Below are 26,160 nucleotides of genomic sequence, written 5' to 3'. Positions count from 1 at the left end.
CTACAACCCCGCCCGGGCCTCCGCCCAGCGCGCGGTGAGCGCGTAGACCACGATCACGTCCAGCGCGATGATCATCGCCGACCAGATGGGATAGGCGGAGAGGAACAGCATCTGGATCACGATGCCGATCGACGCGATGCCGATCGCGAGCCAGCGCGACCAGCCCATGCCCATGTTCAGCCCGACGGCGGCCGCCACCTGCAGGCAGCCCCAGACGATCAGCACCCAGCCCCAGGCGACGAAGTCGAACAGCAACAGGTCGTTGCCGCTCTGGACCAGGAAGTAGTCGTCGCGCGACAACGCCACGAGGCCCTGGATGATGTTGATCGAGCCGACCACGCCCAGCATCAGCGAGGCGAAGATGATCCAGCCGGTCCAGGCCCCGCTGTCGCTCGTGGCGGTCGTGCGGGGCGGCATCTGCGTCTTGGCCATCGCTCAGCCCAGGACCTTGCGCTTCTCGGCGGCGAACTCCTCCTCGGTGAGGATGCCGTCGTCGCGCAGCTTGGCGAGCTCGCGCAGCTGCTCGACCGGGTCCACGGGCGGAGCCGACGGCGCCGGGGCGGGCTCGGGTTCCGCGTACTGCGGCGGATACGTTCCCTGCTGGGCCCATCGGTTGGCCTGGCGGCGGGACACGCGGTTGCTCACGGCCGTCGCCGTGCCGGCGACGACCGCGGTGCGGGCCATCCCGCGCAAGAGTCCGGGCATCGTGTCTCCTTCTCTCTCAGAGCGTGGACGGGGTGCCGGCCTCTTCCGCCTCCAGCGCGGCGAGGATGGCCTGGATCTGGATGCGGCCGCTCGCGACGAGCTGGCCGCCCGAGCGGCGGACGGCGACCGCGACCGGCGCGGCCCAGCGGTTCTCCCACACGAGGACCGCGGCGGAGGTGCCGGGCGCGAGCGCCTCGGCGGCCTCGTCGAGGTCGTCCTGCGCGAGCAGGCCGGAGGACGCGCCGGCGAACTGCTCGAACGCGCTGCCTTGGCCTTCGAGGTCGCCGAGGTCGACGGCGGCCACGGTGCCGTCCTCGCCCTTGACCATGAGTGCGATGTCGAGGATGCGGATGATGCCGCGGTCCGCGAGGTCGATCAGCAGCGGGACCGCGTCCCCCTGCGGCTGACGGCCGGGCCATTCGAAGACGGCGTAGTCGATCGGGCCCATCTCGTCGAGCGGTTCCTGCGTCACCGGTGCCTCCTTCTCTCTCCGAAGCGGAGGTCGAGCATCGCCGCGCCGCCGCGGACGGACATCATCCGATCCGGGTGAGGCAGCGCGGACGGGTTGCGCCGACACTGCGGGCCGTCGACCAAAGGAGTCCGATGAGCACACTCATAGCGATCGCCTATCCCGATGCCGCCACCGCGGAACGGGTACGGGCCGAGCTGATCCAGGCCACCAAGGAGCACTTGCTGACGCTCGAAGACGCAGTGGTCGTCGAGCACCAGCCCGACGGCAAGATCAAGCTCCACCAGGCGATGAGCCTCACGGGAGCGGGCGCGGCGGGCGGCGCGATGTGGGGCGGTCTCATCGGGCTGCTGTTCCTCGTGCCGCTGTTCGGCATGGCCATCGGCGCCGCCTCCGGAGCGGTCGCGGGCAAGATGACCGACGCCGGCGTCGACGACAACCTCGTCAAGCAGCTCGGCGCGAAGATGCCGCCGGGCGGTGCCGCCCTGATCGCGCTCGGCCAGGCCGGCGCGCGCGACAAGGTGCTCGAGCGCCTCGCGCCGTTCGGCGGCGAGATCGTGCAGACCTCCCTCAGCGAGGACGACGAGGAGCGCCTCCGGGCCGCCCTCGGTGCGGCCGCCGTCGCCTGAGCCCCCTGCCGGCAGTCCCCCCGGCCGGACCCGTCGCCCGCCCCCACCCCGGGGCGGGCGACGTCGTTGAGGGGCGGGGGTGCGTGCACCCCCGAGCGACTCAGGCGCGCTTCATTGCCACCGGCCCACCTCACGGCTGATGCTGCGCAGCATGGCGACCACCGCCCCGCCGCCGACCCCGGCCGAAGTGCCCACCTGGCACGCGCTCTCGCGCGAAGGCGCCACGCACGAGCTCGACGTCGTGCCCGAGCAGGGCCTGACGAGCGCCGAAGCCGCCGAGCGCCTGCGCCGCTACGGACCCAACCGCTTCGCCGAGGCCAAGGCCGAGCCCCGCTGGCACGCGTTCCTGCGCCAGTACCGGGACCCGATGCAGATCGTCCTCCTGGCGGCCGGCGTGATCTCGATCTACCCCGTCAAGCAGCCCGGCACGGGGATCATGATCCTGCTGCTGACGCTGCTGAACGCGGTGCTCGGCCTCAACCAGGAGGGCAAGGCCGCCGCGGCGGTCGCGGCGCTGGCGAAGATGATGATCGTCAAGGCGCGCGTGCGCCGCGACGGCAAGCTCACGCAGCTGGCGGCCGAGGAGCTCGTGCCCGGTGACGTCGTGAACGTCGAGGCCGGTGACGTCGTGCCGGCGGACGGCCGCGTGCTGGCGGCCGCGACGCTGGAGGTCGCCGAGTCGGCCCTCACGGGCGAGAGCGTGCCCGTGGGCAAGGGCGTCGAGTCGGTCGCGGCGCCGGACGCCGCGCTCGGCGACCGCACGGACATGGTCTACATGAACACGAACGTCACGCGCGGGACGGGCGAGTTCGTCGTCACCGCGACCGGGATGGGGACCGAGGTCGGGCACATCTCCGGGATGCTCCAGCAGACGCAGGAGGCGAAGTCCCCGCTGACGCTGCAGCTGGAGAAGCTGACCAAGCAGCTCGTCACCATCGCCGGCCTCGCGCTGGTCGCGTCCGTCGTGCTCAACATGTGGCGCGGGCAGAGCTTCACCGAAGTCTTCACGGTCGCGGTCGCCTTCTCGATCGCCGCGATCCCGACCGGGCTGCCCGCCGTGGTGACGACGATCCTGTCGCGCGGCACGCGCCTGCTCGCGGACGCGAACGCGATCGTCAAGCGGCTGCGCTCGACCGAGACGCTCGGCGCCACCTCGGCGATCTGCTCGGACAAGACCGGGACGCTGACGCTCAACCAGATGACCGCGGTCGAGCTCACCATCCCGGGCCGGCGCTACACGGTCTCGGGCAGCGGCTACTCGACCGAGGGCCGGATCAAGCACGTCGCGGGCGAGCCGCCGATCGATCTCGAGCCGTTCATGCTGCCGCTCGCGCTGGCCTGCGACGCCGTCCTCACGGACGCGGGCGAGATGATCGGCGACCCCACCGAGGGCGCGCTCGTCGTGCTGGCCGAGAAGGGCGGCCTGGACCTCGACCAGACGCGCGAGCGCTACCCGCGCGTCGCCGAGCTTCCGTTCGACACGGCCTACAAGCTGATGGCGACGTTCCACCGGATGACCGACGAGTCCGGCCAGGACGTCGTGCGCGCGTTCGTGAAGGGCGCGCCCGACCAGCTGCTGGCCCGCAGCGCCTGGCGGCTGGACCCCGCGCTGCTGGCCGCGCGCGTCGACGACGGCTTCCGCACGCGCTACCTCGACGAGAACGAGCGGCTCGGCAAGCAGGGGCTGCGCGTGATGGCGACCGCGCGCAAGGACTTCGCCCCGGAGGCGTTCGACCCCGGCAGCGACCTGCTGGCGCTGATGACCGACCTGACGCTGCTCGCGCTCGTCGGCATCGTCGACCCGCCGCGGCCGGCCGCCAAGGCGGCGATCGCGACCGCCCACGCCGCCGGCATCCAGGTGCGCATGATCACCGGCGACCACGCCGTCACGGCGGAGGCGATCGCGCAGCAGCTCGGCATCCGCGGCCGCGCGATCACCGGCGCCCAGTTCGCCGCGCTCAGCGAGGAGCAGGCGGACGCGGAGATCGACGGCATCGGCGTGATCGCCCGCGTCACGCCCGAGCAGAAGGTCCGGCTCGTGGACATCCTCAAGCGCAAGGGCCACGTCGTCGGCATGACCGGCGACGGCGTCAACGACGCCCCGGCCCTCAAGCGCGCCGACATCGGGATCGCGATGGGCATCACCGGCACCGAGGTCTCCAAGGAGGCCGCCGCGATGATCCTCACCGACGACAACTTCGCCACGATCGTCAAGGCGATCGAGCTCGGCCGGCGGCTGTACGACAACCTCGTCAAGTACATCCGCTTCCAGATGGGCGCGCTGGCCGGGATGGTCCTGACGTTCCTCGGCGCGAGCCTCCTGAACATCGTCTCCGGGATCCCGTTCCTGCCGATGCAGACGCTGTGGGTGAACTTCACCACGCAGGTGTTCCAGGCGATCGGCCTCGGCTACGGGGACGCGAGCGAGGGCGTGATGGAGCGCCGCCCGCGCAAGCCCGACCAGCCGATCCTGCACCGCGCCGACACGCGCTGGTTCGTGGTCGCCGGGCTCGTGATGGCGACAGCGACGCTCGGCGTGGCCGCCTGGGCCGAGCACGAGCACGGCGCGGACCTCGCACGGACGATGGCGTTGACGACGTTCGCCGTCTCGAACCTGGTGTTCTCGTTCGCGACCCGTGACGAGTGGCGCACCGTGTTCAGCCTGGACACGTTCAACGACCGCACGTTCGTGATCGCGTCCCTGCTGTCGGCGGTGGCGATCATCCTCACGACCGAGCTCGGGTTCCTGCAGCGCGTGCTGGACACGGTGCCGCTGACCGGCCACCAGTGGCTGATCTGCCTCGGCGCCGGGCTCACGGTGCTGGTGGCGTCGGAGATCCGGAAGCTGGCCCATGGCCGCCGGTGAGCGCAGGCTCGCGCTGCTGCTCGCGGCGGCGATGTTCGTGCTCGTGGTCGACACGTCGCTGATGAACGTGTCGATCTCGAGCGTCGTCGACGACCTCGGGACGACCGTCAGCGGCGTCCAGGGCGCGATCGCGCTCGAGGCGCTCGTGTCCGCCGCGTTCATCCTGATCGGCAGCAAGGTCGCCGACCTGATCGGCCGCAAGCGCGCCTTCGTTCTCGGGCTGCTCGGCTACGCGATCGGCGCGCTGGCGATGACGCTGTCGCAAGGGCTGTTCGCGATCGTCGTGTTCTGGGCGATCATCGGCGGGCTCGGCGCGTCGCTGCTGCTGCCGTCCATGCAGTCGCTGATCCACGGGAACTTCGAGGGCGCCGCGCAGAAGCAGGCCTACGCGCTCGTCGGCGCGGCGTCGGCGGTCGCGGCCGCGGTCGGGCCGCTGCTCGGCGGCTTCCTGACCACGTCGCTGTCGTGGCGCGTCGGCTTCGCGCTCGAGGTCGTCGTGATCGCGGGCGTGCTGCTCGGGCTCGGCCGGGTCAAGGACGTGCCCTACACCGGGGCGCGCACCGTCGACGGCGTCGGCGCGGTGCTGTCGGCGGTGGGGATGGGCGGCGTGATCGTCGGCATCCTCGTCTGGCAGGAGGGCGGCGAGCTCGTCGGCCTCCTGATCGCCGTCGGGCTCGTCGGGCTGGTGTCCCTGTCCCGCTGGCTCGTGCGCCGCAAGCGCGCGGGCAAGCCGACGCTGCTCGACCCCGACCTGTTCAAGGCGGACCTGTTCCGGCTCGGCTTCACCTCGCAGATGCTGCAGAACATCGCGCTCGGCGGGATGATGATCGCGCTGCCGATCTTCCTGCAGATGGTGCTCGAGTACAACGCGCTCGAGACCGGCCTGACGATCGCGCCGCTGTCGCTGACGATGTTCGCCGCCGCGTTGCTCGCCGGTCGGCGCGCCGGCCGCCGACGTCCCGCGAGCGTGATCCGCATCGGCTGGGCCCTGCTCTCGCTCGGGTTGGTCGCGCTGTTGCCGATCGTGCCCCGCGCCGGCTCGGGCTGGGCGCTCGTCGCGCCGCTGATCGTCGCGGGCGCGGGCTTCGGCCTGCTCGTGTCGCAGCTCAACAACTACACGCTCTCCCCCGTGTCCGACGAGCGCGTCAGCGAGGCCGCGGGCGTCAACTCGGCCGCGGGCTCGTTCGGCCTCTCGTTCGGCCTCGCGTTCGGCGGCGCGATCATGCTCGCGACGCTGTCGATCGCGTTCACGCAGCTCGCGCGCGACAGCGACGTGCTGCCGGCCGCGGCGCAGGAGCAGGTCGCCGACGCGCTCGAGGACGACGCGCAGGTGATGAGCAACAGCGCGCTGCAGGAGCAGCTCGCCGCCCAGCCGCCGGCGATCCAGGACGAGATCGTCGCCATCAACACCGACGCGCGGCCGCTGGCGCTGCAGGTCGCGCTGCTCGTCCCGCTGATCGCCGCCCTGCTCGGGCTCGCGAACAGCTTCCGGATGGTGCGCCGTCCCGATCCCAAGCCGTCCGCCGGCGCGGAGCTGGCCCTCGCCTAAGGAGCCGACATGTCCACGACCGAACCTCAGGCAACTCCCACCTCGACCGCGCCGACAGGCCACAACAAGGCGTGGATCTGGCTCGCGGTCGCCCTCACGCTCGTGAGCATCGGCCTGCTCGTCTGGGCGTTGTCGCTGCAGTCGGACCTCGACAGCAGCGAGCAGCAGGTGGCCGACATGCAGGCCCAGGTCGCCGAGGCGCAGGAGAGCGGCGGCGCCGCGCGCGACACGCTCAAGGGCGCCTACGACGCGCTCGTCGCGCAGGTCGGCGCGACGCAGGAGGACGTGGCCGCGATCACGCAGGACATCGAGCAGGCCAAGGCGACCGTCCAGCAGGCCGGCAAGGACGCGCAGGCGGCCGCCGCGGCCGCCGGGGACGACGCTCAGGCCAAGGTCGACGAGGCGCGGGCCAACGCGGAGGTGGCCAAGGGCAACGCGCAGATCGCCGCCGACTGCGGCCGCGCGTACCTGTCGGCCCTGGGCTCGCTCTTCTCCGGCGAGTCCGCCAACGCCGTGCGCACCCAGCTGCAAGCCATCTCCGCCGACTGCAAAGCCGCCTTCTCAGGAGCGTGACCCGATGACCGACACCTTCCCCTACCCGACCGGCAGCGTGGTCGCCGTCTTCGCCGACGACACCGCGTGCGACGCCGCGCGCCGGCGGCTCGAGCAGACCGGCCTCGGCTACGACGTGCTGCACGGCGAGCGGGGCCTCGCGCGCATCGACGTCGACGGAGAGGCGCACGGCCGCTCCTTCGTGCGCAAGCTGCAGTCGCTGTTCAGCGACGACGGCGAGCACGTGCGCGAGTACGCCCAGCACCTGCGCGACGGCCACTACGTCGTGGGCGTCATGGTCGGCGAGGACGAGCAGGCCAAGGCGCAGGCGGCGGAGGCGCTGCGCGGCGCCCGGCCCGAGTCGATGACGTTCTACGCCGACCGCTACGTCGAGGACCTGTGACCGACCGGGCCGGCGGCGCGGGTTAGCTTCAAACCGCGCCCCAGAGCCGTTTTCACCCCCATCGGGTGATGTGTGGGACCCGCACGGATGGGACCGTGCGGACACACGAGTGCACCTTGGGAGGTGTCGCATGGCGTCGATGGATGTGCCGGCCGGCCGCTCAGTCGCGGCACCGGCTGCGAAGGTCACGATCGTCAAGCCCACGTACATCACGTGGGTGACGCTGGCGTTCATGACCACCGCGTCGGTGGCGAGCCTGCGCAGCGCGCCGACGATGGCCGTCTACGGCCTCACGTGCGTGTTCCTGTACGTCGTGCCGGCGATCATCTTCCTACTGCCGCAGGCGCTCGTGGCCGCGGAGCTCGCCTCGGGCTGGACCGGCGGCGTGTTCCGCTGGGTCAGCGAGGGCCTGTCCGCCAAGTGGGGTCTGCTGGCCGTGTGGTGCCAGTTCGCGATGACGATCTTCTACTACCCGACGCTGCTCGGGTTCGTCGCGAGCACCTTGGCCTACGTCTTCAACCCGGACCTCGCGACCAACGGCGTCTACACGGGCATCGTGATCGTGCTGGTGTTCTGGCTGGGCGTGTTCATGTCGGCCCGCGGCGGCACCGGCGGGATCGCCAAGCTCGCCTCGAGCGGGCTGCTGATCGGCACGCTCATCCCGGGCGCGCTGCTCGTCATCCTCGGCATCGTCTTCCTCATGCAGGGCAACTCGTCGGCGGCGCCGATGGACGCCGACCATCTGGTCCCACAGTGGACCGGCATCGCCAGCCTCGTCCTGATCGTCAACAACTTCCTGTCGTACTCCGGCATGGAGATGAACTCGGTCCACGTCGGGTCGCTGAAGAACCCGAAGAGCGAGTTCCCGAAGGCGATGTTCTTCGCGATGGGGCTCGTGCTGCTGATCTTCATCCTGCCCGCGCTGGCCATCAGCTGGGTCGTCCCGGCGCAGCAGCTGAGCCTGACGGCGGGCGTGATGCAGGCGTTCAGCGAGTTCTTCGGCTACTTCGGGATCGAGCGGCTCGTCCCGATCGTCGCGGTCGCGCTCGTCTGCGCGTCGGCCGGCGGCATGCTCACGTGGCTGGCCGGGCCGTCGAAGGGCCTGCTGATGATCGCCCGCCGCGAGGGCTACCTGCCGCCCTTCTTCCAGAAGCAGAACGAGCACGAGGTCGCGGTCAACATCCTCTGCGTGCAGGGCGCCGTGACGACGGTGATCGCGCTCATGTACGCGCTGATCCCGTCCGTGTCGAGCGCCTACTGGATCCTGAGCGTGATGACGACCCAGGTGTATCTGGTCGTCTACCTGCTGATGTTCGTCGCGGCGGTCAACCTGCGCAAGCGGCAGCCGGAGGTCGAGCGCGGGTACACGGCGCCGGCGCTGACGTTCCTGTGCGTGGTCGGCTTCCTCGCCTCGGCGGCCGCGATCCTGATCGGCTTCGTCCCGCCGTCGCAGTTCGAGAACGGCAGCACCGCGGCGTACGTCGGGTTGATCCTGGGTGGCACCGTGTTGCTCGGGCTGCTGCCGCCGTGGCTGTTCCTGAAGTTCCGCAAGCCCAGCTGGAAGTCGGAGGAGGCATCGGCATGAGCGCCACGGCCGCGAAGCCCGAGGCGCCGGCGCAGACGCCCTCGAGCCATCGCACCATGTACATCGTCGTCGGCGCGGTGGTCGCCGTGCTCGCGATCGTCGGGCTGATCGTCTACGACACCGCCCAGGACAACCAGGCGGCGCAGGACAAGGCCCTGGAGCTGACGTCCGCCTTCGAGTCGGCGGGGCTGCCGGTGCCCGCCGACCAGGACCAGATCGTCGCCACGCTCGGCGACGACGGTGGCCCGGTGTGCGCCAACCCCGCCAACGCGCTCGGCAAGGCGACGCTGCTGGACTCGCTCACCAACGGGGCATCGTTCGTCGGCCGCCGCGGCGTCATCGTCGACCCGCGGATCCTCAAGGGCGAGGCGCTGATCCTGCAGACCTACTGCCCGGACAAGCTGGCGCCGTACCAGGAGAAGGTCAACGCGCTCAAGACCGACGCGACGCTGAAGCCATGACTGACCGAGCCGCGGGCAAAGGCGTCCTCGCCGCCGCGTGCGTCTCGGCGTTCGTGGTCAACGCGAACACGTCCGCCGTGACGATCCTGCTGCCCTCGATCAGCCAGGACGTCGGCGCGCCCGTGGCCGAGCTGCAGTGGGCGGTGACGGGCTACTCGCTCGTCGGCGCGGCCGTCATCGTCACCTCCGGCGCGCTGGGCGACGTGCTCGGGCGCCGGAAGATCTTCCTCGCCGGGCTGGCCCTGTTCATCGGCTCATGCGTGCTGATCGCGCTGTCGACCAGCGCGACGGGCGTCGTGGCGGGCCGGATGATCCAGGGCGCTTCAGGGGCCACGATCCTCGCTTGCGGCATGAGCCTGCTGTCGGTGGCCGCGTCCGGCTCCGGGCAGATGAAGGCGATCACGCTGTGGGGCGCCGCGTCGGCCGCGGGCGCGGCCATGGGCCCGCTCGTCGGCGGGCTGCTCGTCGAGTCCACCGGGTGGCAGGGGCTGTTCTGGATCGACGCCGGGATCGCGCTCGCGTGCGTCCCGCTCACGCTGCGCACGGTCGCGGAGTCGCGTGACACCGAGCGCTCGCGCGCGATCGACTGGGCCGGGACGGCGCTGATCGCGCTCGCGCTCTCGCCGGTCGTGCTGGCGTTCAGCAAGGGCAACGACTGGGGCTGGGCCTCCGCCGCCACGCTCGGCTGCTTCGCGGTCGGGATCGTGGCGACCGTGGTGTTCGTGCTGGTCGAGCGCCGGGCCGAGGCGCCGCTGGTGAACCTCAGCCTGCTGCGCAACGGCGTGCTGGTCGGCGCGACGCTGGCGATCCTGATCGTCGCCGGCACGATCAACGCGCTGATGTACGTGCTGAGCCTGTACTTCCAGGACCCGGCCGGGTTCGGGATGTCGGCGTTCGAGGCCGGCCTGGCGACCCTGCCGGCGGCCGCCGCGATGATCGCCATCACGCCGGTGATCACGCCGCTCGCCGTCAAGATCGGCGGCGCGCGGGCCGTCGGCCTCGGCTTCCTGCTCGCGGCCGCGGGGTTCGGCGTGCTCGCCTTCGTCGAGTCGTCGTGGACCTACGCCGCGTTCGTCGCCCCGATGGTCGGGCTCGCGATCGGGCTCGGGCTGGCCAACGGCCCGGCCTCGTCCGGCTCGACCGCGGCGGTGTCGGCCGACCAGGTCGGCCAGGCGTCCGGCATCTCGAACATGGCCCGCTACATCGGGGCGGCGGTCGCCGTCGCGGTCGTGGCGACCGTGTTCAACGCCGGCATCAACTCGGCCGCGTCCGACGGCGCCGGCGACGCCGACGCGCTCGCCTCCGGGCTCGGGGACGCGTGCGTGCTGATGACGGTGTGGGCGGCGCTCGGCGTCGCGCTGGTCGTGCTGCTGCGGCGGCTGCGGCTGCGGCGCGCCCACGCGCTCGACCGTGCGGCCGGCGCCGCCGCGAGCTTGCACACGATCCCGGTTCCGCCCGCTCGCGAGCAGGTGGCGGCATGAGCACGAAAGGAGCACCGGTGCCGGTCAAGACCCTCCGTGACACGGTCGGCGAGCTGATGGGACAGGCGAAGGACGACCTCGCCGAGCTCGTGGCCTTCCAGTCCGTCGCCGACCCGAAGCAGTACCCGCCCGAGGAGTGCAAGAAGGCCGCCGACTGGGTGGTCGACGCGTTCACCGAGGTCGGCCTGCAGGACGTCCAAGCTTCGCTGACGCCCGACGGCTCGCACTGCGTCCACGGGCACTACCCGGCGCCCCACGGCGCGCCGACGGTCCTACTCTACTGCCACTATGACGTCCAGCCGCCGCTCGGCGAGGACGCCTGGACCGTGCCCGTGTTCGAGCTCACCGAGCGCGACGGGCGCTGGTACGGCCGCGGCAGCGCCGACTGCAAGGGCAACATCGTCATGCACCTCACCGCGCTGCGGGCGCTGCGGGCCAACGGCGGCTTCCCCTGCGGGATCAAGCTGATCTGCGAGGGCTCCGAGGAGCAGGGCACGGGCGGGCTGGAAGCGTTCGTCCCCGACAACGTCGAGCTGCTGCGCGCGGACACGATCCTCGTCGTCGACACGGGCAACTTCGCCGTCGGCGTGCCGACGCTGACGACGACCCTGCGCGGGATGACGAGCATCGACGTCCGCGTCGACGCGCTGGCCAGCCCGATGCACTCCGGCATGTTCGGCGGCCCCGCCCCGGATCCCGTGGTCGGCCTGATCCAGCTGCTCGCCACCCTGCACGACGCGCAGGGCAACACGACCGTCGACGGGCTCGACAACACCGGCGTCTGGACCGGCGTCGACTACGCCGCGGAGCAGTTCCGCTCGGACGCCAACGTGCTCGACGGCGTCGAGCTGATGGGCGACGGCAGCGTCGCCGACATGCTGTGGGCGCGGCCGTCGGCCACCGTCCTGGGCATCGACGTGCCGCCCGTCGTCGGCTCCTCGGCGGCCGTGCAGGCGTCCGCCGCCGCGCGCATCAGCCTCCGGATCCCGAACGGGGTGACCGGCAACGCGGCGCAGGACGCGATGATCGCCCACCTGGAGGCGCGCGTTCCCTGGGGGCTGCGCTGCTCGATCGAGCGCGTCGCGGTCGGCGACCCGTTCGTCGGCTCGCTGTCGGGCCCCGGCTACGAAGCGATGAAGGCCGCGATGGAGGAGGCGTACGGGCACGAGCAGACCACGGAGGGCCAGGGTGGGTCGATCCCGCTCTGCAACGTGTTCGCCGAGACCTACCCCGACGCGGAGATCATGCTGCTCGGCGTCGAGGAGCCCCAGTGCCTGATCCACGCGCCCAACGAGAGCGTGGACCCGTCCGAGATCGAGCACCTCGCGCTCTCGGAGGCGCTGTTCCTGGAGAACTACGCGCGCGCCGTCCGATGACCGCCGCGACGTTCACCGCGCACGACTTCGCGCAGCGGCTCGAGCGCGGGGCCGCGCCACCGCCGCGCTGCTGGAGCCGCGCGGCCGCTACGCGATCTCGGACTCCGCCTGGGCGATGCACGTGCTCGGCCTCCAGGGCGTGCTGCCCGACTCGCGCTACGCGTCGATGACCGCGGCGATGCCGATGCTGCGCGCGATCAAGGGCGAGGACGAGATCGAGCGCCTCGCGGCCGCCGGGGAAGCCGCGGACGCGAGCTTCGAGGCGATCGCCGACGTGCGCTTCGAGGGCCGCACCGAGCGCGAGATCGCCGCCGACCTCGCCGGCTTCCTGCGCGAGCACGGCCACTCCCAGGTCGACTTCACCGTGGTCGGCTCCGGCCCCAACGGCGCCAACCCCCACCACGAGATGAGCGACCGCGTGATCGAGCAGGGCGACATGGTCGTGCTCGACTTCGGCGGTCTCGAGGACGGCTACGGCTCGGACACCACCCGCACCGTCCACGTCGGCGAGCCCAGCGACGAGGAGCGCAAGGTCCACGACATCGTCCGCGCAGCGCAGCAGGCCGGGTTCGAGGCCGTCCGCCCGGGTGTCGCCTGCCAGGAGATCGACCGAGCCGCGCGACGCGTGATCACCGACGCCGGCTACGGCGAGCACTTCATCCACCGCGTCGGACACGGCATCGGGCTCACCACGCACGAGCCGCCGTACATGGTCGAGGGCGAGACGCACCTGATCGAGCCCGGCATGTGCTTCTCGATCGAGCCCGGGATCTACCTGCCGGGCCGGTTCGGCGTGCGGATCGAGGACATCGTCGTCGCCACCGAGGACGGTGGCCGGCGGCTCAACCGCACCGACCACGGGATGCGGATCGTGGCCTAGCGATGCACGCGCCGCTACAACGGACGCGTGACGCGGACGACGATCGCCGATCTGCTGGAGCGCGCCCGCGCGCGGCTGGACCGGGTGACGGTGGACGACGTCGACGCCGCCGTGCGCGACGGCGCGGTGCTCGTCGACGTCCGGTCGGAGCTGCAGCGCCGCCGCGACGGCTTGATCCCGGACGCGATCTTCCACCCGCGCAACGTGCTCGAGTGGCGCTGCGACCCTGCGTCCGGCCATAACGACCCCCGGCTCAGCGGCGACCTCGACCGCCGCATCGTCGTCGTGTGCAACGAGGGCTACCAGTCGAGCCTCGCCGCGGCGACCCTGCAGGATCTCGGCTTCCACCGGGCGACGGACCTCGACGGTGGGTTCCAGGCCTGGGCCGCGGCCGGCAAGCCGGTGTTGCGCGACGGAAGTTGACGAAGGTGATTGCGGACGCGGATGCCTGGGAACAACCGGGGTGTCGCGTTGTTGGAATCCCCTCCTCCGCAGCGTGCACCCCTCCTCCTCAGTGAACGGGGCGTCCCTGACCGGGGCGCCCCGTTTGCGTTCCGGCGCCTTACCAGGCGTGCACCGGGTCCACGCCTGCGTCCAGGCTGAACGCCTCCACGGCGCGGCAATCCAGCGCGGTCGTGATCCAGGCGCCGGCGGCTTCCAGCGTGGCGGTGGCCGAGGCCGGATGCGCGCCTCCTTCCTGCAACCCCGCGGCGAGCGCGCCGACGGCGGCGTGCAGGCTGTCGGCCACGAGCTCGAGCACGAGCCCGGACGGGCCGAGCAGCACGAACGGCCCCGCCGGCGGGTCGGGCAGCCCAGCGCGCATGCGCTCGAGCAGCCGCAGCTCCTCGCGCAGGCGGGAGCGCTCCGGGTCGTCAGGCGGCGCGGTGGCCGTGTCCGGCGTCGCGACCCGCGCGTGCAACTGCCGCCGCAGGGCGGCGGTGCGCTCGTCCAGCGTGTGCTCGAGGCCGGGCCGGTGGCGGGCGGTGAGCTCGACGCGCAGGGCGTCGCACACGCCGAGGCCGCGGGCCGTGCCCGCATGCCGCGCCGGATCGGCGGTACGGTCTGGATGCATGGGAGGTTCTGTCTCCTGTGCCGGCCCCGGGGCGTGTGGCGCGCCGCCGGGGCACTTTCATTGGTGGGTCCGGCCGCAACAATAGGGGATGGGTCGGCGGCAAGCGCGAACCCGGGCTGGACACGCGCGGTCCTCCGGTGATTGAATCTCTTCATGAGCGTCATCCACCTCGCCGGCGGGCCCGTGTCCTGGGGCGTCGACTTCGCCGACACGCCCGGCAACCCGCCTCCGGACGTCGTGCTCGACGGCATCGCCGGCGCCGGGCTGTGCTGGACCGAGCTCGGCCCGGTCGGCTACCTGCCGAGCGAGCCGGGCGCCGCACGGGCCGCGTTGCGCGCCCGTGGCCTCGGTGCCGTCGGCACGTTCGTGTTCGACGACCTGCACCGCCCCGCCGCGCACCCCGCCGTCCTCGCCGCCGTGGATGCGGCGCTCGCGGCGATCACCGCGACGGGCGGCACGAGGCTCGTCCTGATCGACCGGCCGAGCGAGCCGCGAGCGCGCACCGCCGGCCGCTCCGACGCCGCGCCGCGCCTGGGCGCCGCCGACTGGACGGCGCTGGTCGACGTGGTCCGCCGCGCCGCCGAGCGCGCCGCCGCGGTCGGCGTGCGCGCCGTGGTCCACCCGCACGCGGGCGGCTACGTCGAGTTCGAGGACGAGGTCGACCGCCTGCTCGACGCGATCCCGGCCGTCGAGGCGGGCCTGTGCCTGGACACCGGCCACGCGCTCTACGCCGGCGGCGATCCCGCCGCGCAGTTGCTCCGGTACGGCCCGCGGGTCGAGCACCTGCACCTCAAGGACGTCGACGGCGCCGTGCGCGACCGCGGCCTTGGGTTCTGGGACGCGATCGCGGCGAACGTCTTCTGCCCGGTCGGTGACGGCCTGCTCGACCTGGTCGCGGTGCGCCAGGTGCTGGACACGATCGGCTACGCGGGGTTCGCGACCGTCGAGCAGGACCGTGTGCCCGGCGCCGCCGGCGATCCCGCCGCGGACGTGCGCCGCAGCGTGCAGCGGCTACGGGCGGCCGGGATCGGCTGAGGGGGAGCCGATCCCGGCCTCTCGCGGGGGGAGGAGGTCAGACGAAGGGGCGCTGGCCGGAGGCCCGCCGGCGCTCGATCCCGGCCGTGACCCGTGCGCGCACGGCGGCGTCGGCCGCGGTCTCGGGCAGGCCGAGGTCCCAGAACGCGCCGGACGGCGGGATCTCGCCGTCGGCGACCGGGCAGTGGATGACGGTCGTCTCGGTCCCGGCGCGCGCGGCGTCGAGCGCCCGTGCCAGCGCGGTCGCGTCCTCGGCCAGGACACCTGCGCAGCCGAACGCCGTCGCGAGCTGCGCGATGTCGACCCACAGGTCGTGTCCGCCACCGTCGACGAAGCGGTTGCCGACGCTGACGCCGACCGAATCCTGCGCCAGCGCGTCGATCGAGCCGTAGCCCGCGTTGTCGATGACGACCACGGTCGCCTTCAGGTCGGCCTGCACCGCCGTGAGCAGCTCGGCGGGCGCCATCAGCAGGCTGCCGTCGCCGACGATCACGAAGACCTCCGGGTCCGGCCCCTCGTGCAGGCGGATGCCGAGCGCCGCACTCCGCAACGTCCTGAGCCGCCCGGAGGGCGTCGGCGCGCGCGATCCGCACTCCGCCGGCATGCTCGAGGCGGCGGTGGACGCCACGCTCGTGTGCCGCTTCAACGACCTCGAGGACGTGCGCGAGACGCTCACGCGCCACGTCGAGGACGTCGCCGCGATCATCGTCGAACCCGTCGCCCACAACTCGCCCGGCCTGCTCCCCCGCCCCGGCTTCCTCGAAGGCCTGCGCCAACTCTGCCATCAGACCGGCACGCTGCTGATCTTCGACGAGGTCATCACCGGCTTCCGGCATCACATCGGCGGCTACCAGGCTGTGAGCGGTGTGATGCCCGACCTCACGACCATGGGCAAGGCGATCGCCAACGGCTTCCCGCTCGCCGCGGTCGGCGGCCGACGGGAGTACATGGAGCGCTACACCACCACCGCCGACGGCGACGTCCACTACGGCGGCACGTACAACGGCAACGCGGCCGCGGTCGAGGCCGGCCTGGCGACGATCGAGCTGCTCGAGGACGGCTCGGTGCACGAGCACCTGTTCAAGCTCGGCGACCGGATGCGGACCGGCCTCGCGGAGGTCGCGGCGCGGGTCGGCGTGCCCGCGGTCGTCGGCGGGTTCGGCTCGCTGTTCGTGCTCTGCTTCATGGACGGGCCGCTGGAGACCTACGAAGACGTGCTGCGCAACGACGACGCGCTGTTCGGCCGCTACCGGCGCGAGCTGATCAAGCGCGGCGTGTTCGAGATGCCCGAGAGCCTCGGCCGCAGCCACATCGGCGCGGCGCACACCACCGACGACGTGGACCGCTCGCTCGAGGCGGCCGAGGAGGCGCTGCGCGCGGCGGTCGACGCGCTGGCGCGCGCGTGATCAAGAGGCGGCTCGCCGCCGGCGAGGTGCTGGTCGGATCGTTCGCGGCGCTCGGGTCCGCGGTCGCCGTCGAGGCGCTCGCCCGCGCGGGGCTCGACTTCGTGATCGTCGACCTCGAGCACGGCGCCGGCGACGAGTCGCGGGTCCTCCCGCAGCTGCTGGCCGCCGAGCGCGGCGGCGCGCACGCGCTCGTGCGGGTCGAGTCGACGGCGCGGGAGCGCACCACCCGCGCACTCGACCTCGGCGCCGAGGGCATCGTCGCGCCGCGCGTCGACTCGGCGGCGGAGGCCGACGCGTGGGCGGCGGCCCTGCGCTACGGCGCCGCGCCCGGCGCGCGCGGCGTGGCGCTGGGCACGCGCGGCGCGGGCTTCGGGCTCGACCCCGACGCGCTCGACCGACGACCCCTCGGCGTGGTCCAGATCGAGTCGCCGGCGGCAGTCGCCGCGTGCGACGGGATCGCGGGCGTCGACGGGGTCGACGTGCTGTTCGTCGGCCCGTCGGACCTGTCGTACGCGCTCGGCTGCTTCCGCGCGTGGGACCATCCGGAGCTCCGGGCGGCGACGGCACGCGTCGTCGCCGCGGCGCACGGGGCGGGCAAGGCCGCCGGCACGTTCTGCCCGACGCCCGCGCAGGTGCCCGCGGCGATCGACGCGGGCTTCAGCCTGATCGCGGTCGGGACCGACGTGGCGTTGCTGGTCGCCGGCGGGAGGACGATCGCTGCCAGCATCTGAGCGATGGGCACCGGGCAGGTGATCGGAATCGCGGTCGCGGCGACGCTGCTGATCTACGCGGGCTTCGTCCTCGTGCTCGTCGCCGCCGGGCGCCGGCAGGACGCGCGCGCCTTCGCCGGCTTCATCCCCGACTGCATCGTGCTCTTCCGGCGGCTGCTCGGCGACGCGCGCGTCCCGCGGCGGCGCAAGCTGCTGCTGGCCGCGCTGGTCGCGTACCTGGCGATGCCGATCGACCTCGTCCCCGACTTCATCCCGGTCGCGGGCCAGCTGGACGACGCGATCATCGTCGCGCTCGTCCTGCGCGCGGTGCTGCGCTCGGGCGGGCCGGAGCTGCTGCGCGAGCACTGGCCAGGACCGGAGGCCTCGCTGCGCGCGATCAGCCGGCTCGCCTACGGGACGACGGCCGGCTGAATCGCCAGCAGCGCCGGGCCGGCCACGTGGTCGGTCTGCAGCGTGGTGTGCTCGATCCCGAAGCGGTCGCGCAGCACCGTCTCGACGTCCAGGCGGATCGCGTGGCAGTCGGCGTCGCGATCGACCACGAGGTGCGCGGACAGCGCGACGAACCCCGACGTCACCTCCCAGACGTGCAGGTCGTGGACCTGGGTGACGCTCGGCACGCGTGCGATCGCCCGCCCGATCTCGCCGGGGTCGGCGCCCGCCGGCGCCGCCTCGAGCAGCACCCGCCCAGAGTCGCGCAGCAGCGCCCAGGCCGAGCGGATCATCAGCACGGAGATCAGCAGCGCGATCAGCGGGTCGGCGGCGTCGAACCCGGTCGCCAGCACGATCACACCGGCGGCGGTCGCGCCGACCGAGCCGAGCAGGTCCATCATCACGTGCGCCCGCGCGCCGGCCACGTTCAGCGACTGCCGCTGGGCGCGGGCGATCGACCAGGCGGCGGCGACGTTGACCAGCGCGCCGAGCACGCCCACGGTCGCGACGAGCCCGCCGTCGACGTCCGGCGGGTCGGACAGCCGGCGCACCGCGTCGAACACGATGTAGGCCGCCAGCGCCAGCAGCACCGCGCCGTTGACCTGCGCGGAGAGGATCTCGGCCCGGCGCCAGCCGAAGGTGAAGGCGCCCTTCGCCGGGCGTGCGGCCAGCTGCGCGGCGACCAGCGCGAGCAGGATCGCGCCCGCGTCGGTGAGCATGTGCGCGGCGTCCGAGAGCAGCGCGAGCGAGCCGGCGAGCAGGCCGACGACCACCTCGACGAGCATGAAGCTCGCGATCAGCCCGAAGGCGACCAGCAGCGGCGTGCGGTCGGCCGACGCGTCGATGCCGTGCGCGTGCCCTTCGGAGTCGTGTGCGTGGTCGTGGCCCATCGAGCGCCTCTCTGATCCGTTGGTACTACCGCGATAGTAGCTGACATTCGCACATTCGTACGAATGTGGCTTAGACTGGTCGGCATGCCCGAGCGCGACACCTGCGACCTGCTGTGCCTGGACCTGCCGAAGGCCGAGGCTGTGCGCGCCTCGCTCCCGGGGCCGGAGCGCCTCGAGGCGTCGGCGCTGCCGTTCAAGGCGCTGACCGACCCGACGCGGCTGGCCGTGGTGCTCTCCCTCGCCGAGGGCGGCAGCTGCTGCGTGTGCGACCTCGCGTGGATCGTCGGGCGCGAGGAGAAGCTCGTCAGCCACCACGCGCGCCAGCTCAAGCAGCTCGGCGTCGCGCGCTCGCGCAAGGACGGCCGGATGGTCATGTACGAGCTGACCGAGCTCGGCACGCAGCTGGCCGCCGTCGCCCGTGGGCTCGTGGGCACGCCGGCGTGAACCCGATCGAGCTGCCGATGGCGCCGACCGCGCCGCCGCCGTCACCCACGCCGGCGAGCGTGGGCGCGCGCCGGTTCCGCGTCGAGGGCATGGACTGCGGCGCCTGCGCGAAGACCGTCGAGCAGGCCGTCGCCGCCCTGCCCGGGGTGACATCTGCGCAGGTCTCGTTCGGCAACGGCTCGATGGCGGTCATGGGCGAGGCGCTCGACGCGACGATCACGAGCGCGGTCGCGCGCGCCGGCTACCGCGCGCAGCCCGCGACCCGCCGCGTCGTCGCCGACCCCACGCCCTTCTGGCGACGGGACGTCCGCGCGCTCTCCACCACGCTCTCCGTCGGTCTGCTCGCGGTCGCCGTTGTGGCCTCGCTCGCCTCCGCCCCGCGCGCGGTCGCCGAGCCGCTCTACCTGCTGTCGATGGCCGTCGGCGGCTGGCCGATCGCCCGCGCGGCCGCGCTCGCCCTCCGGCGCGCACGTCTCGACATGAACGTGCTGATGGCGCTCGCCGCGGTCGGCGCCGTGGGCATCGGCGAGTACGCCGAGGGCGCGTGGGTGCTCGTGCTGTTCGCGGTGGGAACCGGGCTGGAGGGGCTGGCACTCGAGCGCAGCCGCCGCACGGTCGTCTCGCTGATGGACCTCGCTCCCACCCGCGCGCGACTGATGGACGGGACCCTCGTCCCCGTCGAGGACGTGCCCGCCGGCACGCGGATCGCGATCCGGGCCGGCGAGCGGATCCCGCTGGACGCGGTCGTGGCGGACGGCGCCTCGAGCGTGGACCAGGCGCCGATCACCGGCGAGTCCGTCCCGGTCGACAAGCAGGCCGGGGACGAGCTGTTCGCGGGCACGTTGAACACGACCGGCGCGCTGGTGGCCCGCACCACGCGGGCGGCGGAGGACTCGACGCTGTCGCGGGTGGCCGCGCTCGTCGAGGAGGCGCAGGGCAGCCGCGCGCCCGCCGAGCGCTTCATCGACCGCTTCGCCGCGTTCTACACGCCGATCGTGTTCGCCGCCGCGCTGACGCTGGCCACCGTTCCGCTGCTGCTGGGCGGCGACGGCGACACGTGGCTCTACCGCGCGCTCGCGCTGCTGATCGTCGCCTGCCCGTGCTCGCTCGTCATCTCCGTGCCGGTCGCGGTGGTGTCGGCGGTCGGCAGCGCCGCGCGGCGCGGGATCCTGATCACGGGCGGCCAGGCGCTGGAGGACCTGGCCCGCGTCCGCGCGATCGCGCTCGACAAGACCGGCACGCTGACGCTCGGCCTGCCCGTCCTGCAGCGCGTGGTGGCGCCCGACGAGGACCATGCGCTCGCGCTGGTCGCCGCCGTCGAGGCCGACTCGGAGCATCCGCTCGCGGCCGCGCTGCGCCGGGCGGCGCGCGACCGCGGCCTCGCGGTCCCGCTCGCGCAGCGCTTCGTGGCGCTGCCCGGCCGCGGTGCCACCGCGACCGTCGACGGGCGCGCGCTGTGGGCCGGCGGCCCGCGCCTGATGCACGACCGGCTCGGGCAGCTTCCCGAGGTCGTGGCCGAGCTGCACGCCGCCGGGCAGACCGCGATCGCGCTCGGTGAGGGCGACCGCCTGCTCGCCGTGTTCGGCCTGGCCGACCAGCTGCGGCCGGACGCGGAGGACCTCGCGCGCCGCCTGCAGCCGCTGCGGGCGGTGATGCTCACCGGCGACAGCGAGCCGGTCGCCCGTGCGGTCGCGCGCCGGACCGGGATCGACGAGGTCCACGCGGGGCTGCTCCCGGCGGACAAGCTCGCCCACGTGCGCGACCTCGGCGACGTCGCGATGGTGGGCGACGGCGTCAACGACGCGCCCGCCCTCGCCGCGGCACGGGTCGGGATCGCGATGGGCGCAGCGGGCTCGGACGTCGCGCTCGCCAACGCCGACGTCGCGCTTCTGTCCGACCGCCTCGGCGCGCTGCCCGAAGCGTTCACGCTCGCCCGCCGGGCCCGTAGCATCATGGCCGTCAACGTCGTCGCCTCGCTCGCGGTCAAGGCCGTGTTCGTCGCGCTGGCGCCGTTCGGGTTGGTGACGCTCGTGGTCGCCGTCGCCGCCGACATGGGCATGTCGCTGCTGGTGACGCTCAACGCCATGCGACAGCTACGCTGACCCGCGAATGCCGAATCACCCCGCGCTGCACGAGCTCGAGACGAAGATCATGTCCGAGGTGTGGGCGCAGGAGGAGGCGACGGTCCGCTCGGTCACCGACGCGCTCGCTCTCGGCGAGGACGCCCCGCGCTCGTACACGACGATCCTCACGGTGATGCGGCGGCTGGACAGCAAGGGCTTCCTGGATCGCCGCCGCGAGGGCAAGAAGGACGTCTACGTCGCCGCGGTCCCGCGCGAGGAGTACATGCAGGCGCGCTCGGAGGCCGAGGTCGACGCGCTGGTGGACGCCTACGGGGACCTCGTGCTGACCGAGTTCGCGCGCCGCTTCTCGCAGCTGGAGCCCGCGCACCGGCGGGCGCTGCAGCGCCGCGCGAAGCAGTGACCCGGCGCAGCCCCCTCGTCGGCCTGGAGCTCGCGGTCTGCGCGCTCGGCGCGACCGTGCTCGCGACGATGCTCCTGGTCGGCGTCGACGTGCTGCGCTTCCACGACTCCAGCCCCGTCGCGCTGGTGCTCGCGCTCGAGGCCCTCGTGCTCGTGCTGATGGCCGGCTCGCTGGCGCGCCAGGCGCACCGGCAGCGGGCGTTCGCCGCTCGCCTGCCGAGTGAGCCGCGCACCGTGCTCGGCACCCAGGTGCGCGTGATCGCCAGCCGCCGCGCGCACGCGTTCACGCTCGGCTTCCTGCGTCCGCGGATCTACATCAGCAGCGCGCTGGTCGAGCTGCTGGACGAGCGCGAGCTGCGCTGCGTGCTCGCGCATGAGCGCCACCACGCGCAGCGCCACGACCCGTTGCGCCGCGCGCTCGTGCAAGCGGTCTGCGACGGGTTCTGGTTCATCCCCGCCCTGCGCAAGACGGCCCGTGCGCACGCGACCGTGTCCGAGCTGGCCGCCGACGCGGTGGCGATGCGCGACACGGGGGCGCAGCCGCTGGCCTCCGCCCTGCTCGCCTTCGAAGTGCACGGCCGCGCCGGCGCGGGCGCCGACGGCGAGCGGGTGCGCTTCCTGCTCGGCGAGACGCGCCGCCCGCGCCACGGCCTGCCGCTCGCCGCGGCCGGCGCGATCCTGCTCGCGCTCGCCGGCGCGACCGTCTACCTGCTGCGGCCCGTGCCGACCGAGCTGTGCCTCCCGCTGACGACCGCGCTCGGCGCCCCGCTCGCGCTGCTGGTCCTGGCCGCCGCGTGCGTGCCCGCCGGGCTGTTGGGCCGCGCGGCCGATCGGCTGCTGCGCGAGGCTTAGCCCTCCGCCGCCTCCGACAGCAGCCACAGCGCCAGCACGGTGAAGATCACCATCACGCCGAGCATCCAGTACTGCGACCGCCGCGCGCGCCGGCTGTCGCCGAACAGCACCAGCGCGCGGTCGTGCGCGAGCGCCAGCGCGGCGACGTGCCCGCCGACGACCAGCGCCGTCTGCAGGTACCAGAACGTCTCTGGGCTGATGAACGAGTAGTTCACGTCGCCATCGGCGACGCCGAGCAGATCCCAGCCCTGGCCCGCCGGGTCGGAGAGCAGCGGCAGGATCAGCTGGCCCTGGAACAGCAGCAGGCTCACGTAGTGCGCGGCGACGTACGCGAACGCGATCGGCACGAGCGACGGGGCGAAGCGACGCGCGAGGTCGCGGGTCGTGAACGACCGGTCGGCCGTGCGCGCTCCGGCGACCGCCAGCTGGTAGAGCGCGATGATGACCAGCACGATCGCGGTCATCCCCAGCGCGTAGACGAGCTCCACGGCGTAGCGCGGCTCGAGCCCGGCGTCGATCAGCGACCCGATCGGCCCGCGCGTGTTCTTCAGCCACGTCTGCCCGAAGCTGACGCCGTCGAAGGTCACCGTGCCGATCATCACCATCACGACCGCCACGATCCCCGGCTGCGGCTCCTGGCGCGCGAGCCCGGACAGCCCCGGCCGCACGCCGATCCGCCGGTCGCGTCGCTCGAGGACGGACATTCGCGAGAACAGGTTGAAGTACACGCTGAACGCCTCCCCACGGCGGGTCCAGGCGTCGACGCCGTAGACGGCCATCGCCAGCCACGTGGCCGCGGAGTAGACGAGCGTGGCGGTGGCGATCGTCGCCGGCCGGTCGCCGCGGGCGGAGATCAGCTCCAGGGCCGCGAACGCCAGCAGGCCGAGCGCGGCCGGGTAGTAGCCCAGCCGCGCGGGATAGGCGAGCGGCTCGGTGTCCACGCGCCGCAGCAGCCGGCCGACGGCGCGCCCGACCGCCCGCCACGGGTTGAACGCCGCGAAGACGTCGCCGAGCAGCACGCTGAGCGGCACGAAGCCGAGCCAGAAGGCGACGTACACGAACGTCGGCGTGAGGCTCTGGCCGGCGACCTGGGCGCCGACCAGCCCGCAGAGGACGACGATCATGAGCAGCGCGACGCCGACCGCACCGCAGACGACCTCGACCGCACGGCTCGTCAGCACGCGCGAGACGGCGTCCGGTAGCGGCCGGAAGCGGTCCTCCTCCAACCGCGGGCGCGACCAGGCCACCGCCAACCCCGCGAACGAGACCGCGAGCACCGCCCCGGCCGCCCAGATGAACAGCCACAGCGGGATCGGGAGGTCGGCCTTGCCGACGAGCCCGTGGGCGAGCGCGCTCGCGGGCGCGACCAGCAGCGCGGCCACCGCCGCGCCGAGCACCGCCGCGCGTCTCACGCCGCCTGCGCCAGGAGCCAGAGGGCGAGCGACGTGAAGCCGACCATGACGCCGAGCATCCAGTACTGCGACCGCGCCGCCATCCGGCGGTCCTTGTAGAGCACGAGCGCCCGGTCGTGGGCGAGCACGAGCCCGGCGACGTGCCCGAGCACGACCACCGCGACCTGCACGTACCACGTGTCCTCCTGCGGGAAGATCGTGTAGTCGATGCCGCCGTCGACCGTGCCGAGCAGGTCCCAGCCCTGCCCGAACGGGTCCGAGGCGAGGTAGATGATCGCCTGGCCCTCGAACACTAGGAACGTCAGGTAGTGCGCGGCGACGTAGACCGCGGCGATCGGGATCAGCGAGTGCACGAACGCGTCCGCGAGCCGCCGCAGCGAGAACCCGCCGCCGACCGAGCGGGCGCCCTCGATGCCGAGCCGGTAGAAGCCGGCGATCACCAGCACGCCGAGCAGCAGGCCGAGCGTGCCCGCCACCTTGGCCGCCGTGAGCGTCCCGAGGAAGCCGAGCGCGTCGACGATCGCGTTCGAGACGTCCTGCCACAGCGGCCCCTGGCTGAGGCCGTCGAAGCTGACCGTGCCGATCATGACCGCGACGAACGCGACCGTCCCGGGCGCGCGGTCGAGCGTCGTCAGCCCGGTCAGCGGCCGCCGCACGCCCACCGCGCCGTCGCGCGTCTGAAACGGCGCCATGCGGGCGAACAGCCCGAAGTAGACCGCGAAGGCCTCGCCGCGGCTCGTCCACGTCTCGACGCCGTAGACCATCTGGGCGGCGAGCGTGAGCACCGTGTAGCCGACGATCGCGGTCGCGAGCATCGGCGGGTCCTCGCTCCAGCCCGACACGAGCTCGATCCACACGAACGCGAACAGCAGGATCGCCGCGGGCCAGCGACCCAGCCGGTCCGGGTACGGCCGGCGGCGCTGCGGCAGGACGCGGCCGAGCGCGCGCCACGGGCTGAAGGCCCGGAACACGTCGCCGAACAGGATCGACGTGAATACCAACCCGACCCAGAACGTGATCATCACGAACGTCGGGGCGAAGTTGTCCAGCGCCGACGCGCTGCCCAGGTAGCCCGCGAGCACCGTGACGACCAGCAGCGCGACGCCGACGGCGCCGCACACCGCCTGCACCGCCCCGCTCGCGAGGGCGCGCCCGCCGGGCAGCCGCCGCCACCCGGCGTGCTCGAGCCGCGGCTGCGGCCACAGCACCGCCAGCGCGAAGAACGAGATCACCAGCACGGCGGCCGCCGACCACGCGAACAGCCACTGCGGGATCGGCAGCTGCTGGCGCTGGACGAGCCCATGGGCGTGCGCGACGGGCGGAGCCGCCAGCACGCCGATGAGCCCCGCGACCAGCGCGGGACCGAGGCGCCGCACTACAGGCCGGTCCTCACCGCAGCTTCGAACGCGTCGACGCCGAACGACCCTTCCAGGCGTGCCGTGATCCGCCCGCGGCGGTCGACCACGAACAGCCACGGCTCACTCGGCAGGTTGAAGGCCTGCAGCGGCGGCCGCAGGCCCTTCTGCTGGTTGTTGTCCACCCACACCTCCTGGTGGATGAACTCCATCTCGTCGCCGTACTTCGCGCGCAGCTGCAGCGCGATGTCGGCGACCGGCCCGCACACGCGCGACTGGCACAGCTGCGGCGTCGCGAACAGCAGCGCGACCGGCTTCTTCCCGACGACCTTCGCGAAGTCCTCGTGCATGTCGCTGGCCGGATCACGCGTGTCGAGCAGGGCCTTGTCGCCCTTGACGGTCTCCAGCGTGTCGGTCGCGACGCGCGGCGCCGGCTCGCCCACGTCCGGCACCTTGTCGGCGGCCTTGGCCTTGACCTGCACCTGGGTGGGCGCGCCGACCACGCCGGCGCTGCCGCGAGTGGCCACGAGCACCGCCCACTGCCCCGGCTTCTCGAACTTGACGTCCGCCGAGTAGACCGCCGCGAACGGATCGGTCTCCGTCGCCGCCTGCTTGGACTTGTAGCGGTCCTGGGTGATCAGGACGTCCGCCGGGGCGACGAACGGGCCCTGCGCCGGGTCGCTCGGCGTCGGCGCGACGTAGACGGCGGTCGGTCCGTAGATCGGCCGGCCGTCCTGGCCGATCATGCCGAACGTGAACCGGCTCGTGCCGGTCGTCAGCACCGAGGTCGCCAGCGCGGCCTGCGGGCCGGCGGCGATCTGGTCCCCGAGCTGCTGCAGCGTCTTGCCCTCCGCCGGCGGGAACGACGCCGCGTCGGGCGTCCGCGCGTCGCGCACGGCCTCCCGCAGGCCGGGCGCGTCGGGCACCTGCTCGACCGGGTCGGACGGCGGGGCCGGCTCGCTTCCCCCGCACGCCCCGACGAGGGTGGCGAGGACGAGCGCGACGATGAGGGTTCGGAGAGGCATCGGCCGCCAGGGTAATCGATCTACGACGCGTGTAGTCGTCCTTCGTTGACCCAGCCGGATTAGGTATGCC

27 protein-coding genes and 1 pseudogene are annotated in these 26,160 nt (G+C 73.0%); 19 read left to right on the top strand and 9 right to left on the bottom strand.

Going from position 1 to position 26,160, the window contains the following annotated elements; genetic code table 11:
- The 3 genes from C8N24_RS24965 to C8N24_RS24955 are packed head-to-tail and all read right to left on the bottom strand — an operon-like array spanning position 1 to position 1,177.
- Positions 1–432 (bottom strand): DUF7144 family membrane protein, encoded by a 432-nt coding sequence (locus tag C8N24_RS24965; protein WP_121255256.1) that lies wholly within the window; start codon positions 430–432, stop codon positions 1–3.
- Positions 433–435: 3 nt separating this feature from the next.
- Positions 436–705 (bottom strand): SHOCT domain-containing protein, encoded by a 270-nt coding sequence (locus tag C8N24_RS24960; protein WP_121255254.1) that lies wholly within the window; start codon positions 703–705, stop codon positions 436–438.
- Positions 706–721: 16 nt separating this feature from the next.
- Positions 722–1,177 carry a DUF6325 family protein gene (locus C8N24_RS24955; RefSeq protein ID WP_211340134.1) on the bottom strand — a complete coding sequence of 152 codons (456 nt, stop codon included), beginning with the start codon at positions 1,175–1,177 and terminating at the stop codon, positions 722–724.
- A 131-nt stretch (positions 1,178–1,308) separates the two neighbouring features.
- On the opposite strand from C8N24_RS24955, the gene C8N24_RS24950 reads away from it, so the two are divergent.
- The 11 genes and pseudogenes from C8N24_RS24950 to C8N24_RS24900 all read left to right on the top strand — a co-directional run bounded on the left by C8N24_RS24950 (position 1,309) and on the right by C8N24_RS24900 (position 13,379).
- Complete coding sequence (locus tag C8N24_RS24950) at positions 1,309–1,803, top strand: DUF1269 domain-containing protein (RefSeq protein ID WP_121255252.1); 495 nt, start codon at positions 1,309–1,311, stop codon at positions 1,801–1,803.
- 151 nt (positions 1,804–1,954) lie between these two features.
- On the top strand, positions 1,955–4,669 hold the full coding sequence (locus tag C8N24_RS24945) for a cation-translocating P-type ATPase (protein ID WP_121257977.1): 2,715 nt from the start codon (positions 1,955–1,957) through the stop codon (positions 4,667–4,669).
- Positions 4,656–6,218, top strand: coding sequence for an MFS transporter (locus C8N24_RS24940; protein WP_121255250.1), 1,563 nt, complete (start codon positions 4,656–4,658; stop codon positions 6,216–6,218). Before C8N24_RS24945 ends, C8N24_RS24940 begins: the two co-directional genes overlap by 14 nt.
- Positions 6,219–6,227: 9 nt before the next feature.
- Positions 6,228–6,791: a hypothetical protein gene (locus tag C8N24_RS24935; protein WP_121255248.1), complete on the top strand. Its 564-nt coding sequence runs from the start codon at positions 6,228–6,230 to the stop codon at positions 6,789–6,791.
- A 4-nt stretch (positions 6,792–6,795) separates the two neighbouring features.
- On the top strand, positions 6,796–7,173 hold the full coding sequence (locus C8N24_RS24930; RefSeq protein WP_121255246.1) for a hypothetical protein: 378 nt from the start codon (positions 6,796–6,798) through the stop codon (positions 7,171–7,173).
- A gap of 130 nt (positions 7,174–7,303) precedes the next feature.
- Entirely contained in the window at positions 7,304–8,758 is a 1,455-nt protein-coding gene (gene gadC, locus C8N24_RS24925) for a glutamate/gamma-aminobutyrate antiporter GadC (protein WP_121255244.1), read from the top strand.
- Complete coding sequence (locus C8N24_RS24920; protein ID WP_121255242.1) at positions 8,755–9,219, top strand: hypothetical protein; 465 nt, start codon at positions 8,755–8,757, stop codon at positions 9,217–9,219. The genes gadC and C8N24_RS24920 overlap by 4 nt, the downstream gene beginning before the upstream one ends.
- A complete protein-coding gene (locus tag C8N24_RS24915; RefSeq protein WP_121255240.1) occupies positions 9,216–10,700 on the top strand; it encodes an MFS transporter in 1,485 nt (494 codons plus the stop codon). The genes C8N24_RS24920 and C8N24_RS24915 overlap by 4 nt, the downstream gene beginning before the upstream one ends.
- The gene (locus tag C8N24_RS24910; protein WP_121255238.1) at positions 10,697–12,076 is read left to right on the top strand and encodes a dipeptidase; all 1,380 of its coding nucleotides are present in this window, start codon (positions 10,697–10,699) and stop codon (positions 12,074–12,076) included. Before C8N24_RS24915 ends, C8N24_RS24910 begins: the two co-directional genes overlap by 4 nt.
- 58 nt (positions 12,077–12,134) lie before the next feature.
- Positions 12,135–12,956: pseudogene (locus tag C8N24_RS24905) on the top strand (M24 family metallopeptidase); the annotation flags it as partial.
- Positions 12,957–12,983: 27 nt separating this feature from the next.
- Positions 12,984–13,379, top strand: a complete 396-nt coding sequence (locus C8N24_RS24900) for a rhodanese-like domain-containing protein (protein ID WP_121255234.1) — start codon at positions 12,984–12,986, stop codon at positions 13,377–13,379.
- A 139-nt stretch (positions 13,380–13,518) separates the two neighbouring features.
- Here the strand turns inward: C8N24_RS24900 and C8N24_RS24895 are convergent, their stop codons facing one another.
- The gene (locus C8N24_RS24895; protein ID WP_121255232.1) at positions 13,519–14,028 is read right to left on the bottom strand and encodes a hypothetical protein; all 510 of its coding nucleotides are present in this window, start codon (positions 14,026–14,028) and stop codon (positions 13,519–13,521) included.
- 153 nt (positions 14,029–14,181) lie between these two features.
- On the opposite strand from C8N24_RS24895, the gene C8N24_RS24890 reads away from it, so the two are divergent.
- On the top strand, positions 14,182–15,063 hold the full coding sequence (locus tag C8N24_RS24890) for a sugar phosphate isomerase/epimerase family protein (protein ID WP_121255230.1): 882 nt from the start codon (positions 14,182–14,184) through the stop codon (positions 15,061–15,063).
- Positions 15,064–15,100: 37 nt separating this feature from the next.
- Here the strand turns inward: C8N24_RS24890 and C8N24_RS24885 are convergent, their stop codons facing one another.
- Entirely contained in the window at positions 15,101–15,613 is a 513-nt protein-coding gene (locus tag C8N24_RS24885; RefSeq protein ID WP_170179395.1) for a thiamine pyrophosphate-dependent enzyme, read from the bottom strand.
- Between C8N24_RS24885 and C8N24_RS24880 the strand changes: the two genes are divergently transcribed.
- From C8N24_RS24880 to C8N24_RS24870, 3 genes are read left to right on the top strand one after another with little or no spacing between them, the layout of a single operon-like run.
- Positions 15,591–16,469, top strand: coding sequence for an aspartate aminotransferase family protein (locus tag C8N24_RS24880; protein WP_147447973.1), 879 nt, complete (start codon positions 15,591–15,593; stop codon positions 16,467–16,469). The two genes, C8N24_RS24885 and C8N24_RS24880, sit on opposite strands and share 23 nt — an antisense overlap.
- Positions 16,466–17,200, top strand: coding sequence for an HpcH/HpaI aldolase family protein (locus C8N24_RS24875; protein WP_170179394.1), 735 nt, complete (start codon positions 16,466–16,468; stop codon positions 17,198–17,200). Before C8N24_RS24880 ends, C8N24_RS24875 begins: the two co-directional genes overlap by 4 nt.
- A 3-nt stretch (positions 17,201–17,203) precedes the next feature.
- Positions 17,204–17,611, top strand: coding sequence for a YkvA family protein (locus C8N24_RS24870; RefSeq protein WP_121255226.1), 408 nt, complete (start codon positions 17,204–17,206; stop codon positions 17,609–17,611).
- Here C8N24_RS24870 and C8N24_RS24865 read toward each other — a convergent pair.
- A complete protein-coding gene (locus C8N24_RS24865) occupies positions 17,590–18,519 on the bottom strand; it encodes a cation diffusion facilitator family transporter (protein ID WP_121255224.1) in 930 nt (309 codons plus the stop codon). The two genes, C8N24_RS24870 and C8N24_RS24865, sit on opposite strands and share 22 nt — an antisense overlap.
- Before the next feature lie 84 nt (positions 18,520–18,603).
- Here C8N24_RS24865 and C8N24_RS24860 point away from each other — a divergent pair, with 84 nt between their 5' ends.
- The 4 genes from C8N24_RS24860 to C8N24_RS24845 are packed head-to-tail and all read left to right on the top strand — an operon-like array spanning position 18,604 to position 22,298.
- Complete coding sequence (locus C8N24_RS24860; protein ID WP_121255222.1) at positions 18,604–18,963, top strand: ArsR/SmtB family transcription factor; 360 nt, start codon at positions 18,604–18,606, stop codon at positions 18,961–18,963.
- Complete coding sequence (locus C8N24_RS24855) at positions 18,960–21,065, top strand: heavy metal translocating P-type ATPase (RefSeq protein ID WP_121255220.1); 2,106 nt, start codon at positions 18,960–18,962, stop codon at positions 21,063–21,065. The genes C8N24_RS24860 and C8N24_RS24855 overlap by 4 nt, the downstream gene beginning before the upstream one ends.
- A 7-nt stretch (positions 21,066–21,072) precedes the next feature.
- Positions 21,073–21,447, top strand: coding sequence for a BlaI/MecI/CopY family transcriptional regulator (locus tag C8N24_RS24850; RefSeq protein ID WP_121255218.1), 375 nt, complete (start codon positions 21,073–21,075; stop codon positions 21,445–21,447).
- The gene (locus C8N24_RS24845; RefSeq protein ID WP_121255216.1) at positions 21,444–22,298 is read left to right on the top strand and encodes a M56 family metallopeptidase; all 855 of its coding nucleotides are present in this window, start codon (positions 21,444–21,446) and stop codon (positions 22,296–22,298) included. The genes C8N24_RS24850 and C8N24_RS24845 overlap by 4 nt, the downstream gene beginning before the upstream one ends.
- On the opposite strand, the gene C8N24_RS24840 is transcribed toward C8N24_RS24845, so the two are convergent.
- The 3 genes from C8N24_RS24840 to C8N24_RS24830 are packed head-to-tail and all read right to left on the bottom strand — an operon-like array spanning position 22,295 to position 26,090.
- Positions 22,295–23,710 carry a fenitrothion hydrolase gene (locus tag C8N24_RS24840; RefSeq protein ID WP_121255214.1) on the bottom strand — a complete coding sequence of 472 codons (1,416 nt, stop codon included), beginning with the start codon at positions 23,708–23,710 and terminating at the stop codon, positions 22,295–22,297. The genes C8N24_RS24845 and C8N24_RS24840 overlap by 4 nt on opposite strands.
- Positions 23,707–25,086 (bottom strand): fenitrothion hydrolase, encoded by a 1,380-nt coding sequence (locus C8N24_RS24835; RefSeq protein WP_121255212.1) that lies wholly within the window; start codon positions 25,084–25,086, stop codon positions 23,707–23,709. The genes C8N24_RS24840 and C8N24_RS24835 overlap by 4 nt, the downstream gene beginning before the upstream one ends.
- Positions 25,086–26,090, bottom strand: a complete 1,005-nt coding sequence (locus C8N24_RS24830; RefSeq protein WP_121255210.1) for a hypothetical protein — start codon at positions 26,088–26,090, stop codon at positions 25,086–25,088. Before C8N24_RS24830 ends, C8N24_RS24835 begins: the two co-directional genes overlap by 1 nt.
- Positions 26,091–26,160: the final 70 nt, after the last annotated feature.

The sequence above is a fragment of the Solirubrobacter pauli genome, from assembly GCF_003633755.1.
Lineage (GTDB): Bacteria > Actinomycetota > Thermoleophilia > Solirubrobacterales > Solirubrobacteraceae > Solirubrobacter > Solirubrobacter pauli.
This window is presented reverse-complemented; position numbering and strand designations above follow the sequence as displayed.